The organism is Rickettsia endosymbiont of Urophora cardui (assembly GCF_964030725.1).
Lineage (GTDB): Bacteria > Pseudomonadota > Alphaproteobacteria > Rickettsiales > Rickettsiaceae > Rickettsia.
In genome coordinates this window covers 502,698-518,386 of sequence record NZ_CAXIPY010000007.1, presented here as the reverse complement: position 1 = coordinate 518,386, position 15,689 = coordinate 502,698, and the positions used below count along the sequence as shown (strand labels likewise).

Sequence of the window (15,689 nt, the reverse complement as noted above, 5' to 3'; positions counted from 1 at the left end):
CTTCTTTACTGTTTACTTAGTATAGATTGGTGCGGGGTGGCTTTGTTGCATAAATAAGCTTTTGAATATACTGCCCCTAACCCCGCAATGCTAGCCTAGCCAACAGGCACAGAGATAGGTTTACCAATTTCAAACATTTTGTTTAATAAGTGGCATTTAATAGACATTTCTTTTGTCATATTTTGATCATGTCTTGATAGAAACTTACTACCAAAAGAAGTTTTAAATCGAAAGAACGTGTTCTCTACACGCTCCCTTCTACCATCATTATTCTTTACCCTCCATGCTTGGTATCCTTTGTTTTGTTGATATATAACAGCTGCATCTCTCTCAGTTTTATCCCTAAGCGATTGAACTTTTACTGAAGAGTTTGGGGGTCTAATAACTGGTTTTATCTTCTTCTTTCTCAACAATTGATATGTAGATTCACCGTCATACCCTCGATCTCCCAGAAAATCCTTGGCTCTGACATTAGCTATTAGTAGTCCAATCTGTGATCTATCATCTATAGTATGCTCTGTGGTACTATCGGCAAGTATCATACCTTGATCTTCTATAACGATATGTAGCTTTTTCCATATGCGACGCTTATATTGCTTACCATGCTTATTTTCTAGCCATTCGTTCCCTGTGTAGGCTTGTATCCCTGTACTATCCATTGAAATACAACTAAATTCTTTATCTTGATTTCCATGTAAATACCTAAGATCTAATGACTTCATACGCTTACTTAATGTTGTATAGTCTGGACATCTAATAGATAAACCCGATATTTCAAAGAGCCAGTTTATAAAGCCTTGGGTTTGGCGTAACTTAAGACCGAATAAGCATCTGATCTTCAAACACTGTAATATAGCGTGATCACTATAGCGTCTAGGTCTTCCTCGTTTCATTTCCTCTCTGTAATCAGCATACCAGCCAATCGCCAAATCACTGGCAATCATAAAATCTATGCGACCCCTATTGCGTAAAAAATTATTATATTCTGACCAATTCGTTATTTTATATTTAGAATACTTGCGTGATTTACTAAAAGGGGCTTTCTTCCGAGATCTCATATAATCTGGATTATTTTTTAATTCAGGACATCTTACCAGATTATCACCACTCTTGCTCTACAAATTTTATTTATGCAACAAAGCCATGACGCTCTATACCTAATAAGTCTGATATTGCTTTTATTCTATATTTAGAGGTTTTGTGAAGACTGATTACCCTATCTCTTAAATCCTGACTGTATGCTTTCATCTCTACCGTAGTTAAAATCATTATCTTACATTATTCTAAGGAATAATTCTAGTCGCGTTAGCTATAACATAGCGTAAGTCTTGCTATTATTTTTGCGTAAGTTCTTGTAATGAATAAATTATTATGATAACCATAATTTATGAGGGTGATGTAACCAATGTTTGGTATGTGCGTAGTTCAAAGCATTGGATAATTGTTGGTACGCACAGTCGCAATAATTACAAAGTTGATACTAATTTATGCAGTTATATTAAAAATGAGGTATGTTATGGTCTTTTATGAAGATATTCAAGAGCAAGAAGTGCATCATCATCTTTTCACTGTTCGCAATAATAATACTGTTATGGTTAATCGCCATATTGGCAATAAAGGACTTAAGTGTTTTATAGAACATGCACAGGATGATCATTATATTAGTACTTTATATCTTGATAGTAATGGTTTAACAAGCCAAGATATGCAAGGTCTGGTAACTTGGTTGAGAGAACACATGGCTATCACTAATATTAATTTATATAATAATAATATTACCGATGTAGGATTATATTATTTACTGAAGGGTTTAGATAATCATTATGCTATGACAAGTCTTGTACTTAGCAATACAGGTATCACAAATTATGGGATAAAATATTTAGTAGATTGGTTAAAAACGCATTCAGTAGAGCAACTAAGGATTGATGTAAATGATATCAATGATCAAGGATTAAAATATTTGTTTAATGGTTTAGAGTGTCAGCATTTAATCAAGTTAATAGATTTACATAATACTAATATCACAGTACAGGGCATCAGATATTTAGCCGATTGGATAGATACTCACCGCTTTGTACAAGAAATTCATTTAACGGGCCATGATGAGCTCAGTTGTCAATTACTGAATAATATGTCAACACCACATACAAACATTGAAGCATTTTGTCATGAGTCCCAATGGTCGCGTACAAAACGTAGTGATTTAAAATTAAAAAATATACTAATAATACGTGATGATGACAATATGAAAGATTGTGAGTATGGCAAGAGTAGTAGTGCTGCAGGTATCATAAAGCCATTAGATTATGGTATCATGAACTGGATTATAGACACTATATCATATATTAAAAATATTAGTACACATCACATAGAACAACTAAAGATTTGGTGGATTAAAGATGATAATACAGTAGTGGATACACCGTCATACAATAACGAGAATTTAGTTGCAATCAACAAACATAATGTATTAAGTAATAATTTATTATGGATAGGATCTAAAATAGAACAGATATCAAATCCATGCATAGATAATCATCAAGCATCAAATGTAGTCAATACAATGCATTATGATTTGTTAACCCAGCCAGGCAATTTATTGTTAGGGTATTTATTTTTGAGTAAAAAATGCGGTGGTAAAGAGTATGATACAATAGAAGAGATACGTGATAAAGATAGTCTAGATTGTGAGTATGTGCAGAGACTGGTATATAATCACTATATCCCTAGTATTGAAAAGAATGTAGAAGATGCGGAGTTAATGGGCTGTGTTGCATAAATAAGATTTGTAGAGAAAGAGTGGTGATAATCTGGTAAGATGTCCTGAACTAAACAACCCTCAGCTATAAGCTGAGGGGTTATAAAGTGGAATCGATTAGAAATCGATCATCATTCACAGGTTCACCTGGCTCTGTCTCATCAATTGTGTAAATTTCGTGCACCATTAAATTCTACCATCAAATTTGATCATAAAATGAGCCATAGCTTCATTCCAATTGGGGATAGGCATAGACCATTTTTTGGTAATATAATCAATTGTCAGATATAAAACTTTAAATACTGCGTCATCATTTGGAAAGATGCGTTTATTCTTAGTAACTTTTCTCAATTGGCTATTCAGCGATTCTATCGCATTTGTAGTGTAAATAATCTTACGAATCTCCTTTGGATATTGCAAGAAAATTATCAAATTATCCCAATTATTATACCAAGATTTAGCTATATGCGGATATTGCTTACTCCATTTTTGATCAAATGACTCAAGAGCTAATTCTGCTTCTTTTTCAGTAGCAGAAGTATAGATTAGTTTCAAATCCGCTGCTAATTGCTTTCTATCTTTATATGATACATATTTGAGGCTATTCCTGATCTGATGGACAATACAAATTTGATGTTCAGTTTTCGGATATACTGATGCAATAGCATCAGACATACCAGTTAGATTATCACTACACGCAATTAAGATATCTTTTACTCCTCGATTCTTCATTTCAGTAAAATTACCAAGCCAAAATTTAGCTCCTTCATTCTCACTTATCCATAAGCCTAAAATATCCTTTCTGCCAGATAAATCTATTCCTAAAGCTACATATACTGATTTATTAATAATAAGTTTATCTTGTCTTACTTTCACTACTAAACAGTCAAAATATACTATAGGGTATACTGATTCAAGAGGTCTACTCTGCCAAATCTTGACCTCTATAATGGACTAATGGTATGGACCTCCTGATATAGAGAATGAAAAGCAGTTGCTAATCTTCTAGGGTTAATATTTAACATATTAAAACAACAATTAAGGAGGTCCATATGGAGGTTACTACAATTGGTATAGATATTGCAAAAAGAATTTTTCAAATTCATGGTGTAGATAAAAATGGCAAGACAGTATTAAAGAAAAAATTGATGAGAGATCAGGTTTTGACATTTATGGCTAATTTACCACAATGTTTAGTAGGGATGGAAGCTTGTGGTGGTTCTAGTTATTGGGCAAGAGAAATAACTAAATTAGGGCATGAAGTAAAACTAATGGCACCGCAATTTGTCAAACCATATGTTAAAACTAATAAAAATGATCAAGCAGATGCTGAAGCGATATGTGAAGCCGTGACAAGACCTAATATGAGATTTGTTGCAATTAAAACTATAGAGCAACAAGAAATTTTATCAATACATAGGGTAAGAGAGAGATTGGTAAAAAATCGTACAGCACTTGCTAATGAAATTAGGGGGCTACTACATGAGTTTGGTTTTATTGTTCCTCAAGGCATTAATAAGGTTATCACAAAATTAATTGAGATTTTAGATGCAGGGAAATTAAGCCAGTTAAGTTATCAAACATTTAGTGAACTAAAAGAAGAATTCTTAGATAATAACAGAAAAATAAAAGAGATAGAAAAACGATTAACAATGATAGCAAGTAACCTAACTCAATATCAACGATTAAGAGCTATACCTGGTCTTGGTTTAATTACTGCTACTGCTTTAATAGCATCAATAGGTAATGCTACAAGTTTTGAGAATGGCAGGCAATTATCGGCATGGCTAGGATTAGTGCCAAGACAACATTCAAGTGGTGGGAAGGATAAGCTGCTGGGAATTAGCAAGCGAGGTGATGTATACTTACGCACTTTATTAATTCAAGGGGCTAGAGCTGTACTAAATGCCAAGATAAGATTTACATCGGAAGAACAGAAATCTAAAAAAGATTTTAGCCAATTTACGAAATGGATGTTTAATTTATCTGAGCGAAGTAGCCATAATAAAACGACAGTTGCCATAGCTAATAAGTTGGCAAGAGTGGTGTTTGCTGTACTATAGCTAACACGGAAATGTTTCTACCACATATTAGGAAAAACTTAGGCATTGATCAATAATTTTATGTAAACAGTTTTTAAAGTTAGTCCAGCAATGTTTAATAGGATTTAGATCTGGTGAATATGTGAGTAAATACAAAAACTATGGTAAAAACCTTTTCGCGTTAGCTATAAGATCAGGAGATGATTATGTAGAGAGTAAAGTTTGTAGCTAAAGAGTGTGTAGCATAGCACTTATAAGTAAAATAAATGGTGATTTATATAATGAATAGGTAAAAGCAAAACAATATGTAAGAGATTCCAACCCGAAATATGCTTGAGATAATTAATATTGATGGTAAATAAGACAAACCTTAGCTTACAAAAAAACTGCGTTTTTCAGTGGCTCTTTTAGAAGCCGATGGACTGATAAGTATATAGTTTGTAAGCCAGCGAATTCCATCAGGGCTGTAGAATAAATTAGGTTGATTTATCAGCTATAAGCCGGATACATGACTGCATTTGTTTGTTTTTATTATTGATGTTATTTTTTTCTTGCATTCTACAGGAGGTCCATACATGAAAAAATTGGACAAAAAAATGAAGGAGTGTGTTTCCGCAATAAGTTAGAATAAATAGCAATAAACTTAAGAGGAAAGATGAAGAAAAATAAAGTAAAAATTTTCAGTGCTTCAGAAAAAACGGGGATAGTATTAGAATTAATAAAAGAGGAGTCGACACTTGGTCAGTTAGCTTCAAAATATGCAATAAGTGTTAAAACAATTCAAAATTGGAAAAAACAGTTTTTAGGTAATGCGGCATTAGCTTTTGAACCAGCTAAAGTTTTGAGTGAATATCAAGAACAAATAAATCATTTACAAGAGCAAAATGATGAACTTGCTAAAGCTCTTGGTAGAATCACAGTTGAGAGGGACTGGGCCGTGGGAAAGCTCAAAAGCTTGGATTTATCAAATAAAAAGAGTCTTGTACACTCCAAGCTAAATCAACTCTCAAAATCAAGACAGTGTGAACTATTAAAGATTAGTCGATCTACAGCCTACTATAAATCCAAGGAGATGAGTATAAATAAATTAAGTATTTTAAATAGAATAGATGAAATATATACAGATAATCCTGAATTTGGTTATCGCTATATTCATCAACAGTTACTAGAAGATGGTTTTATTGTCGGTAAAGATCGAGTACTGAAATATATGAGGATGATGGGTATAGAAGCTATTTACCCACATAAGAAAAAATCTACTTCTCGAAACGATAGTGAGCATAAGATCTATAGCTACTTACTTGATCAATATTGGACTAAATCTGGCTCAACAAAGCAAGTGTATGTGCCTAATGTGAATGAGGTTTGGAGTGGTGACATTACTTACATTAGAACTAATGGTGGCTTTATGTATATGGCAGCTATTATAGATTGGCATAGCAAGGCCATATTGAGCTATAAACTGTCAAATTCTATGGATGCATCTCTTGTAACTGATGGGAAAGTTCTATAATTAATTAAGCCAGATATAATCAATTTTTAATCTCTCAGGGTTTAATTCCCCGAAGCTCTGCTTCGTGATATCATAAGAAACAACTAAAACTTTTTTAGATACCTCGTAGCTCTGCTGCGAGGAGCATCATTTAAATATAGATATATCATGGCTCATTTAACGATAGATGAAAGATTTAAAATATACGAAATGAATAAGAGTGGTTATAGCTCGCGATATATAGGGACAAAGATTGGCCGTGATAAAAGCACTATATGTTATGAACTCAAGAGAATGAGGCATAATTATAGACCAGATAGGGCTAACACACTTGCTTGCAGTTTAAGGCAAGGTAAGAGAAAAAGAAAATTAGATATTGATAATAATTTACGAGCAGAAATAATAAAGCAGTTAACACAGGGTATTTCACCAGATATAATTTCAGGTAGACGTAAACTATCACGAGATACTGTCAATATTTCTACAGAGAGTATATACCAGTTTATTTATACATCTCCTATAGCACAAAGGCAAAAATTATATTTATCTTTAGCAAGAAAAAGGAAAAATAGGTTGCATCATGGTACAAGAATCAGAAACAAAAGAATTACAATACCAAATCGAGTTTCCATTACTGAAAGACCAGAGATAAATAGAAAGATAGCAGCAATAGGTCATTTAGAAGGTGATTTAACTTTTAACAAAGGTAATCAAAGTCGTAATATAGGCGCTCTTGTGGATATCAGAACACAAAAAGTGTTTCTCACTTTAAACCGTTCAAAAAGAACACAAGATGTGATTGGTAACATGAATAAAAAACTTAAACAATTGTCGCATATAATCAAAAGCATAACGTTAGATAATGGCAAAGAATTTACCAATCATGAACAACTATTGCCAAAATCTGAACGAAAAGTATATTTTTGCAATCCTTATTCTCCATGGCAAAAACCATTGATAGAGAAGATTAACTCAATGGTGCACAGAGTATACTCTAAATCTTTAGATATAAAAAAATTAACAATAAAGCAATTACAAGAAATTGAGGATTTTTTAAATAATTTACCAAGAAAAGTGCTCGGTTATAAAACACCCAATGAGGTATGGGAAGAAAATATAAATCTGGCTTAATTAATACTGGAATTTACCCCTTATATGCGAAGGGTATGAGTGTGTCTGATATTAAAACACAATTGCAAGAATTATATGGAGCTGAGATCAGTGAGAGCCTAATCAGCAGGATTACAGATGAAGTAATAGATGAGGTCAAGATTTGGCAGAGTAGACCTCTTGAATCAGTATACCCTATAGTATATTTTGACTGTTTAGTAGTGAAAGTAAGACAAGATAAACTTATTATTAATAAATCAGTATATGTAGCTTTAGGAATAGATTTATCTGGCAGAAAGGATATTTTAGGCTTATGGATAAGTGAGAATGAAGGAGCTAAATTTTGGCTTGGTAATTTTACTGAAATGAAGAATCGAGGAGTAAAAGATATCTTCAGGAGTTTCGCACTTAGCAAAAAGTATGTTAATCTAGAGAAAAATAGTTTTAGATAAAAATGACAAGAACAAAATGTAGCAAGGACTTATATAAATCATTTTTACAAGCAAGTAGTGTCAGATATACTAGCAAGGCATTATCTGAAGTGAGTCCAGTAGATCTATCTCACGATAGTGCAAGTCGATGGTTAAAGAGTAAGGATTTTCGTCCTAGCGAAATCTATAAGGAAGTGTCAAAATATATAGATTGGGAAGCACCGTGTTTATTAGTGGGGGATGACACCTTATTATCAAAGCAATACAGTCAGAAGATTGAGCTTGTACGTTATCAATATTCTGGAGCTGTACATGATGTTATACCTGGTATAGGAATGGTAAACTTACTACATTACAATACTAAAATTGCTCAATCTACTCCCGTAGATTATAGAATATATGATAAAGACACTGATGGTAAAACAAAGAATGAGCATTTTTGTGATATGCTTACTTTAGCTAAAGAAAGAGGTCTCAATCCTGATGCCATAGTCATGGATGCTTGGTATAGCGGGTTGGAGAATTTAAAACATATACGTAATTTAGGCTGGCTATGGGTTACCACCCTAAGGAAAAATAGAAAAGTTAATCATAATGTTAGCTTGGAAAGTTTAGAGATACCCGATGAGGGGCTAAAAATTCACCTACGTGGATACGGTTGGGTTACGGTATTTAAGTTTGTGGCAAAGAATGGTCGCATTGATTACATAACAACGAACTTGGAAAATCCCACACGTGAGCAAATAGAGAAAATTGTTAAGGCACGTTGGTCTATAGAGGTTTATCATCGAGAATTAAAACAAACTTGTGGTATTGAACGCTGTCAGGCACGCACGGGCCGAGCTCAAAGAAATCATATTTGCCTTGCAGTATTTGCCTGGCTTGATATGAATAAAAGGAGGATAAATGAAAACATTACTTTATATCAACAAACTTGGGAAGTTATAAAAACATCAATTCAAAACAATATCAGATGGCTTTTAACTGATTCGCAACTTTGCTAAGTGCGAAACTCCTGTACATAACAACTAATTTAGAGAATCCTACACGTGAGCAAATAGAGAAAATTGTTAAGGCGCGTTGGTCTATAGAAGTTTATCATCGAGAATTGAAACAAACTTGTGGTATTGAATGCTGTCAGGCACGCACGGGTCGAGCTCAAAGAAATCATATTTGCCTTGCTGTATTGGCCTGGCTTGATATGAACAAAAGGAGGATAAATGAAAACATTACTTTATATCAACAAACTTGGGAAGTTATAAAAACATCAATTCAGAACAACATTAAATGGCTTCTAACTAATACACAATTTTGCTAAGTGCGAAACTCCTGCTTTTAATTTATAACCAAACAGTTTCCCTTGTTCTTGCGATTTGATAATGTTGTCTATTGGCATTGACTGAAATCCATAAGGTTTATGACCATATTTTATCATTTTCTTACGGATTGTTGTATTACTTCTTGTCTTAAAACCATATTATCTATAAGGCTTGTAGAGTTTTGGCGGACGGACTATTTAAGGTTTTATATCTGACAATTGATTATATTACCAAAAAATGGTCTATGCCTATCCCCAATTGGAATGAAGCTATGGCTCATTTTATGATCAAATTTGATGGTAGAATTTAATGGTTCACGAAATTTACACAATTGATGAGACAGAGCCAAATATTTAGTCCGTCCGCCAAAACTCTACAAGCCTTATAGATAATATGGTTTTAAGACAAGAAGTAATACAACAATCCGTAAGAAAATGATAAAATATGGTCATAAACCTTATGGATTTCAGTCAATGCCAATAGACAACATTATCAAATCGCAAGAACAAGGGAAACTGTTTGGTTATAAATTAAAAGAAGAATTAAACCCAAATAATAAGCTATATAAATTAAGAGAATTAATAAATTGGTCTAGGCTCGAAGAGTGGTTATCAAAAAATGTTTGTATTAAGAAATTTGGTAGAAATAGAAAATGTCATAGAGTGATGCTTGGCTTTGTTGCATAAATAAAATTTGTAGAGCAAGAGTGGTGATAATCTGGTAAGATGTCCTGAATTAAAAAATAATCCAGATTATATGAGATCTCGGAAGAAAGCCCCTTTTAGTAAATCACGCAAGTATTCTAAATATAAAATAACGAATTGGTCAGAATATAATAATTTTTTACGCAATAGGGGTCGCATAGATTTTATGATTGCCAGTGATTTGGCGATTGGCTGGTATGCTGATTACAGAGAGGAAATGAAACGAGGAAGACCTAGACGCTATAGTGATCACGCTATATTACAGTGTTTGAAGATCAGATGCTTATTCGGTCTTAAGTTACGCCAAACCCAAGGCTTTATAAACTGGCTCTTTGAAATATCGGGTTTATCTATTAGATGTCCAGACTATACAACATTAAGTAAGCGTATGAAGTCATTAGATCTTAGGTATTTACATGGAAATCAAGATAAAGAATTTAGTTGTATTTCAATGGATAGTACAGGGATACAAGCCTACACAGGGAACGAATGGCTAGAAAATAAGCATGGTAAGCAATATAAGCGTCGCATATGGAAAAAGCTACATATCGTTATAGAAGATCAAGGTATGATACTTGCCGATAGTACCACAGAGCATACTATAGATGATAGATCACAGATTGGACTACTAATAGCTAATGTCAGAGCCAAGGATTTTCTGGGAGATCGAGGGTATGACGGTGAATCTACATATCAATTGTTGAGAAAGAAGAAGATAAAACCAGTTATTAGACCCCCAAACTCTTCAGTAAAAGTTCAATCGCTTAGGGATAAAACTGAGAGAGATGCAGCTGTTATATATCAACAAAACAAAGGATACCAAGCATGGAGGGTAAAGAATAATTATGGTAGAAGGGAGCGTGTAGAGAACACGTTCTTTCGATTTAAAACTTCTTTTGGTAGTAAGTTTCTATCAAGACATGATCAAAATATGACAAAAGAAATGTCTATTAAATGCCACTTATTAAGTCCGTCCGCCAAAACTCTACAAGCCTTATAGATAATATGGTTTTAAGACAAGAAGTAATACAACAATCCGTAAGAAAATGATAAAATATGGTCATAAACCTTATGGATTTCAGTCAATGCCAATAGACAACATTATCAAATCGCAAGAACAAGGGAAACTGTTTGGTTATAAATTAAAAGAAGAATTAAACCCAAATAATAAGCTATATAAATTAAGAGAATTAATAAATTGGTCTAGGCTCGAAGAGTGGTTATCAAAAAATGTTTGTATTAAGAAATTTGGTAGAAATAGAAAATGTCATAGAGTGATGCTTGGCATAACGATGCTACAAGCAATGTATAATTTTTCAGATTCATTATCAGAGGAAGAGCTAAAAGAGAATATGTATTGGCAGTATTTCTGCGGGTGGGAATATATAGAAAAAGACATAGCTATCTCGGAAACTAGTATACGACGGTTTCGTAGTGTATTAGGTGAAGCTGGATATAATGAGATATTATCGGAGTTGATCAGGGTTGGGATAAAAACTAACACAATTAAAAAAAAAGATTTGGAATTAATCATCGCTGATACGACTGTACAAATTAAGAATATCAAACACCCACACGATGTTTATTTAATGGATAAAGCTAGGCTTAGCATAGTAAAGCTTTGCAACAGTTTGGGTATACATTTGAATGAAACATACGCTAGAACCTATAAACGCGATATAGTAAAGCTATGGAAATATAAAGAACATAGTAAAGCCAAGAAGCGTTGGAAAATAATGAAGCATTTAAAAATATTACTGGGTCGTTTGATTAGAGTATGTGAGCGTGAGATCAAAAATAAGCAATTAAACTTGTCTCTCAAAAATCAAGAAGTATTGCAAAAAATAAAACAAATACATAACCAATCTGTTTTAAAAAGAGAAGCTAAAAAGCAATATAAAGAAGATAACAAAGTATTATATAGTTTTCATGCCCCTGAAGTAGAGTGTATAGGAAAGGGAAAACGCAACAAGCCATATGAGTTTGGCAATAAAGTAGCGGTAGTAGTAAGTGGTCGTAGAAATTTTGTTTTATCCGCAAAATCGTTTCATAATAATCCTTATGATGGTCATACATTGCATCAGAGCTTTGAAGCAGTAGAGAGTGTCACTGGAATCAAGATAAAGAAATCATTTGTTGATCTTGGGTATAGTGGTAGCAATGTAAAGGAGAAGAGTAAGGTATATACCCCAAAAACGCGGAAGAAGTTGTTACAAGAGGACAAGTCTATGATCAAGAGACGCAGTGCCATAGAACCAATAATAGGTCACTTAAAGCAATATGGTCGGATGGGTAGAAACTTCTTGAAAGGTATGATAGGAGATATTATCAATCCAATAATCTCTGCTATTGGTTTGAATTTACGATGCATTGCAAATCATTTACAAATCGTGTCTAACTCCACATAAATCAAAAATATCATCATGCAAAAACTAGATGAACGATAAAAAATCGTTAACAATAGCTCCATATCAAAATTAGACCAACACAGAAATGTATCAGTAAAAATTAACATAACTTATTAATTTTTATTGAAAATCTTAGCAATTTGTTGTCAAAACTCTATCCCATTACAAATGATCAGGATTTGAAGTGTTTTTGGCGGATAGACTATTTATTAGACTCGGCTTCAGTTTCCCCGTCATTGCGAGAGGGCATTGCCCGCGTGGATTGTTTCCCCCTGTCACCCCATGATTTATTCACGGGATCCAGTTAAAAATACTAATAAAATTAGTATTTTTTATTATTTTCTGGATGCCGTGGTCAAGCCACGGCATGACACCGAGGGCGTTTTCCGATCTACGCAACAATGCCGCCACGGGATGACAGAGGAAAATGATCCATGCAGCAATGCCTACTCGCAATGACGCTTACTTTACTCCACCACCTCTCCTATTTGCTCTACTGGCTCTAAGCCGTACAGCGATATCATGCGTTCAAGCACTCTTCCGGCAGTAGGTGCAGCGGTCCAACCAGCTGTTGCAAAGCCAAACGTTTCTTTAGTAGGTTTTGGCTCGTCAATCATAATATAGATAACATATTCAGGCTTTGAGGCTGGCAGTAATCCCAAAAATGAAGTAGTACGGCTATTTTTAAGATATTTCTTTTTACCAGCATTACTTGATAATTTCTCAGCAGTACCGGTTTTTCCGCCAATCAAATACCCTTTCACTTCTGCCCTTTTACCTGTCCCATCTTTTACCACAGTTCTAAATAGCTGCCTCATTTGCTTTGAAGTATTTTCACTAAATACTCTTGTCCCCTCAACTTTTTCATCATCTCTTTTTAACAAAGTAAGATCGTATAAAATACCACCATTTACAACAGGTAGCATTGCCCTAACAAAATGTAAAGGACTAATTGAAATGCCATAACCATAAGACATAGTAGCACTAGTTAATTCATTCCATCTTTTTTCTGAAGGGAAAAGAGGAGTACCTCGCTCCGGCAATTCTATTTGCACTTGATCTAGTAAACCTAATTTCTTTAAATATTTCCTGAAATTATTTTTACCTACCTCAAGCATAATCTGACTTACACCAATATTTGAAGAATGCAGAAAAATATCCGGTACACTATGCCACCCTTGTCTTGGGGTATAATCCTTAATCTGAAAACCACCGACTTTCATATAGCTTATATCATAAGCATCATTCATATTTATCGCACCAGTGTCAAAACCAACTGCCATAGTCAAAGACTTAAACACCGAACCTATTTCATAAATTCCAAGGCTTGCCATATTAAAAAGCTGTTGAGGCTTTGCAGCACTTGGATAATGAGGATCAAAATCCGGTTTACTAACTAAAGCTAGAATCTCACCATTATTAGGATTAGCAATAATACCCACCGCTCCTATGGCACTAAATTGCTTTAAGGTCTTGTCGATTTCTTCGCTCAAGATACTTTGCAATCTAATATCAATCGATAATTTAAGCGGCTCTTTCTGTTTTCCTGGCTTATTCAAATCAAGATCGGAATTAGTTAAATATTTATCATAAGCAAGTTCGAGTCCGCTAAGCCCCACCATATCTCTACCAACATAGCCCACAATATGAGATGATAAGTTAGAAAATGTGTAAATACGCTTTTGTTCTTCTTCAAAATCAAAACCAAGCAACCCAAGACTCATTATTCTTTCTTGCTGACTAGGCAATAAATCCCTTTTAACCCATATAAAACTTTTATTGGATTTAAGATCAGCAAGTAGCTTAGCCTTGTTGATATCGTGCAGAATCTCAGCTATTTTTTTTACGGCATTTTCGGGATCAATTACTATTTGCGGATTGGCAAATAATGATGCAGATGGCAAATTTACAGCAAGCAAATTATCGTTACGATCAACTATTTCTTTTCTAAACTGGCTACTCTTTTTTAGAGCGTGGAGGTTTTTATCATAAACATGAGTAGCAACTATTATAAGCCTGTAAGATAAAGTACAGAAAAGAACAGAAAAAGCACCAATAACTATCAATAATCGGATTTTTGTATTTTTACTACAAACATTCCAAAATATTAAACTTTTAATATCAGGTTTCCACTTTTCTAAAATCTGTTTCATATTAATTGGTAAATTCCAGTATTAATTAAGCCAGATTTATATTTTCTTCCCATACCTCATTGGGTGTTTTATAACCGAGCACTTTTCTTGGTAAATTATTTAAAAAATCCTCAATTTCTTGTAATTGCTTTATTGTTAATTTTTTTATATCTAAAGATTTAGAGTATACTCTGTGCACCATTGAGTTAATCTTCTCTATCAATGGTTTTTGCCATGGAGAATAAGGATTGCAAAAATATACTTTTCGTTCAGATTTTGGCAATAGTTGTTCATGATTGGTAAATTCTTTGCCATTATCTAACGTTATGCTTTTGATTATATGCGACAATTGTTTAAGTTTTTTATTCATGTTACCAATCACATCTTGTGTTCTTTTTGAACGGTTTAAAGTGAGAAACACTTTTTGTGTTCTGATATCCACAAGAGCGCCTATATTACGACTTTGATTACCTTTGTTAAAAGTTAAATCACCTTCTAAATGACCTATTGCTGCTATCTTTCTATTTATCTCTGGTCTTTCAGTAATGGAAACTCGATTTGGTATTGTAATTCTTTTGTTTCTGATTCTTGTACCATGATGCAACCTATTTTTCCTTTTTCTTGCTAAAGATAAATATAATTTTTGCCTTTGTGCTATAGGAGATGTATAAATAAACTGGTATATACTCTCTGTAGAAATATTGACAGTATCTCGTGATAGTTTACGTCTACCTGAAATTATATCTGGTGAAATACCCTGTGTTAACTGCTTTATTATTTCTGCTCGTAAATTATTATCAATATCTAATTTTCTTTTTCTCTTACCTTGCCTTAAACTGCAAGCAAGTGTGTTAGCCCTATCTGGTCTATAATTATGCCTCATTCTCTTGAGTTCATAACATATAGTGCTTTTATCACGGCCAATCTTTGTCCCTATATATCGCGAGCTATAACCACTCTTATTCATTTCGTATATTTTAAATCTTTCATCTATCGTTAAATGAGCCATGATATATCTATATTTAAATGATGCTCCTCGCAGCAGAGCTACGAGGTATCTAAAAAAGTTTTAGTTGTTTCTTATGATATCACGAAGCAGAGCTTCGGGGAATTAAACCCTGAGAGATTAATTATAGAACTTTCCATTTGTTTTGTTTCAAGCAGATTAATGTCATTCCCGTGTAGGCGGGAATCCAGCATAAAGCGAGATAAATCGAACTTTTAGTATTAAAAACTTACTGTATTTAGGCTTTTTTCTGGATTCCCGCCTACGCGGGAATGACATATGAC

Annotated in this window: 13 protein-coding genes and 4 pseudogenes; 11 read left to right on the top strand and 6 right to left on the bottom strand. The window is 33.6% G+C overall.

Features of this window, described 5'->3' with window-relative positions:
• Positions 1-95 precede the first annotated feature (95 nt).
• Both AAHI98_RS16765 and AAHI98_RS16760 read right to left on the bottom strand, forming a co-directional pair.
• Positions 96-1,058: an IS5 family transposase gene (locus tag AAHI98_RS16765; RefSeq protein ID WP_342226537.1), complete on the bottom strand. Its 963-nt coding sequence runs from the start codon at positions 1,056-1,058 to the stop codon at positions 96-98.
• 70 nt (positions 1,059-1,128) lie between these two features.
• Entirely contained in the window at positions 1,129-1,269 is a 141-nt protein-coding gene (locus tag AAHI98_RS16760; protein WP_342226536.1) for a hypothetical protein, read from the bottom strand.
• Positions 1,270-1,516: 247 nt separating this feature from the next.
• Here AAHI98_RS16760 and AAHI98_RS16755 point away from each other — a divergent pair, with 247 nt between their 5' ends.
• The gene (locus AAHI98_RS16755) at positions 1,517-2,782 is read left to right on the top strand and encodes a leucine-rich repeat domain-containing protein (RefSeq protein WP_342226535.1); all 1,266 of its coding nucleotides are present in this window, start codon (positions 1,517-1,519) and stop codon (positions 2,780-2,782) included.
• 165 nt (positions 2,783-2,947) lie between these two features.
• Here AAHI98_RS16755 and AAHI98_RS16750 read toward each other — a convergent pair.
• Positions 2,948-3,706, bottom strand: a pseudogene (locus AAHI98_RS16750) (IS256 family transposase); the annotation flags it as partial.
• Between the two features lie 107 nt (positions 3,707-3,813).
• Between AAHI98_RS16750 and AAHI98_RS16745 the strand changes: the two are divergent.
• From AAHI98_RS16745 to AAHI98_RS16720, 6 genes and pseudogenes are all read left to right on the top strand, one after another.
• A complete protein-coding gene (locus tag AAHI98_RS16745) occupies positions 3,814-4,824 on the top strand; it encodes an IS110 family RNA-guided transposase (RefSeq protein ID WP_410526267.1) in 1,011 nt (336 codons plus the stop codon).
• Positions 4,825-5,458: 634 nt separating this feature from the next.
• Positions 5,459-6,316: an IS3 family transposase gene (locus AAHI98_RS16740; protein WP_342226534.1), complete on the top strand. Its 858-nt coding sequence runs from the start codon at positions 5,459-5,461 to the stop codon at positions 6,314-6,316.
• A 147-nt stretch (positions 6,317-6,463) separates the two neighbouring features.
• Positions 6,464-7,426: an IS30 family transposase gene (locus AAHI98_RS16735; RefSeq protein ID WP_342224646.1), complete on the top strand. Its 963-nt coding sequence runs from the start codon at positions 6,464-6,466 to the stop codon at positions 7,424-7,426.
• 11 nt (positions 7,427-7,437) lie between these two features.
• Positions 7,438-7,857: pseudogene (locus tag AAHI98_RS16730) on the top strand (IS256 family transposase); the annotation flags it as partial.
• A 2-nt stretch (positions 7,858-7,859) separates the two neighbouring features.
• Entirely contained in the window at positions 7,860-8,840 is a 981-nt protein-coding gene (locus AAHI98_RS16725; protein ID WP_342224659.1) for an IS701 family transposase, read from the top strand.
• 11 nt (positions 8,841-8,851) lie between these two features.
• A pseudogene (locus tag AAHI98_RS16720) lies at positions 8,852-9,154 on the top strand (transposase); the annotation flags it as partial.
• Here AAHI98_RS16720 and AAHI98_RS16715 read toward each other — a convergent pair.
• Positions 9,131-9,271, bottom strand: coding sequence for a hypothetical protein (locus AAHI98_RS16715; protein ID WP_342226532.1), 141 nt, complete (start codon positions 9,269-9,271; stop codon positions 9,131-9,133). The pseudogene AAHI98_RS16720 and the gene AAHI98_RS16715 overlap by 24 nt on opposite strands.
• Before the next feature lie 71 nt (positions 9,272-9,342).
• Between AAHI98_RS16715 and AAHI98_RS16710 the strand changes: the two are divergent.
• The 4 genes and pseudogenes from AAHI98_RS16710 to AAHI98_RS16695 all read left to right on the top strand — a co-directional run.
• Positions 9,343-9,465, top strand: a pseudogene (locus AAHI98_RS16710) (IS256 family transposase); the annotation flags it as partial.
• A gap of 124 nt (positions 9,466-9,589) precedes the next feature.
• Positions 9,590-9,841 (top strand): hypothetical protein, encoded by a 252-nt coding sequence (locus AAHI98_RS16705; protein ID WP_342226531.1) that lies wholly within the window; start codon positions 9,590-9,592, stop codon positions 9,839-9,841.
• A 70-nt stretch (positions 9,842-9,911) separates the two neighbouring features.
• Positions 9,912-10,859 (top strand): IS5 family transposase, encoded by a 948-nt coding sequence (locus tag AAHI98_RS16700; RefSeq protein WP_342226530.1) that lies wholly within the window; start codon positions 9,912-9,914, stop codon positions 10,857-10,859.
• A 46-nt stretch (positions 10,860-10,905) separates the two neighbouring features.
• On the top strand, positions 10,906-12,267 hold the full coding sequence (locus AAHI98_RS16695) for an IS5 family transposase (protein ID WP_342224717.1): 1,362 nt from the start codon (positions 10,906-10,908) through the stop codon (positions 12,265-12,267).
• A 467-nt stretch (positions 12,268-12,734) separates the two neighbouring features.
• Here the strand turns inward: AAHI98_RS16695 and AAHI98_RS16690 are convergent, their stop codons facing one another.
• Complete coding sequence (locus AAHI98_RS16690; RefSeq protein WP_342226529.1) at positions 12,735-14,420, bottom strand: peptidoglycan D,D-transpeptidase FtsI family protein; 1,686 nt, start codon at positions 14,418-14,420, stop codon at positions 12,735-12,737.
• Between the two features lie 25 nt (positions 14,421-14,445).
• A complete protein-coding gene (locus AAHI98_RS16685; protein ID WP_342224646.1) occupies positions 14,446-15,408 on the bottom strand; it encodes an IS30 family transposase in 963 nt (320 codons plus the stop codon).
• Positions 15,409-15,689: the final 281 nt, after the last annotated feature.

Coding starts and splice junctions, on each gene's coding strand:
- AAHI98_RS16700 (WP_342226530.1), top strand. CDS start 9,912: ATGAGATCTCGGAAGAAAGCCCCTTTTAGTAAATCACGCAAGTATTCT.
- AAHI98_RS16760 (WP_342226536.1), bottom strand. CDS start 1,269: ATGATTTTAACTACGGTAGAGATGAAAGCATACAGTCAGGATTTAAGA.
- AAHI98_RS16755 (WP_342226535.1), top strand. CDS start 1,517: ATGGTCTTTTATGAAGATATTCAAGAGCAAGAAGTGCATCATCATCTT.
- AAHI98_RS16745 (WP_410526267.1), top strand. CDS start 3,814: ATGGAGGTTACTACAATTGGTATAGATATTGCAAAAAGAATTTTTCAA.
- AAHI98_RS16725 (WP_342224659.1), top strand. CDS start 7,860: ATGACAAGAACAAAATGTAGCAAGGACTTATATAAATCATTTTTACAA.
- AAHI98_RS16740 (WP_342226534.1), top strand. CDS start 5,459: ATGAAGAAAAATAAAGTAAAAATTTTCAGTGCTTCAGAAAAAACGGGG.
- AAHI98_RS16705 (WP_342226531.1), top strand. CDS start 9,590: ATGATAAAATATGGTCATAAACCTTATGGATTTCAGTCAATGCCAATA.
- AAHI98_RS16765 (WP_342226537.1), bottom strand. CDS start 1,058: ATGAGATCTCGGAAGAAAGCCCCTTTTAGTAAATCACGCAAGTATTCT.
- AAHI98_RS16715 (WP_342226532.1), bottom strand. CDS start 9,271: ATGATAAAATATGGTCATAAACCTTATGGATTTCAGTCAATGCCAATA.
- AAHI98_RS16690 (WP_342226529.1), bottom strand. CDS start 14,420: ATGAAACAGATTTTAGAAAAGTGGAAACCTGATATTAAAAGTTTAATA.
- AAHI98_RS16685 (WP_342224646.1), bottom strand. CDS start 15,408: ATGGCTCATTTAACGATAGATGAAAGATTTAAAATATACGAAATGAAT.
- AAHI98_RS16695 (WP_342224717.1), top strand. CDS start 10,906: ATGATAAAATATGGTCATAAACCTTATGGATTTCAGTCAATGCCAATA.
- AAHI98_RS16735 (WP_342224646.1), top strand. CDS start 6,464: ATGGCTCATTTAACGATAGATGAAAGATTTAAAATATACGAAATGAAT.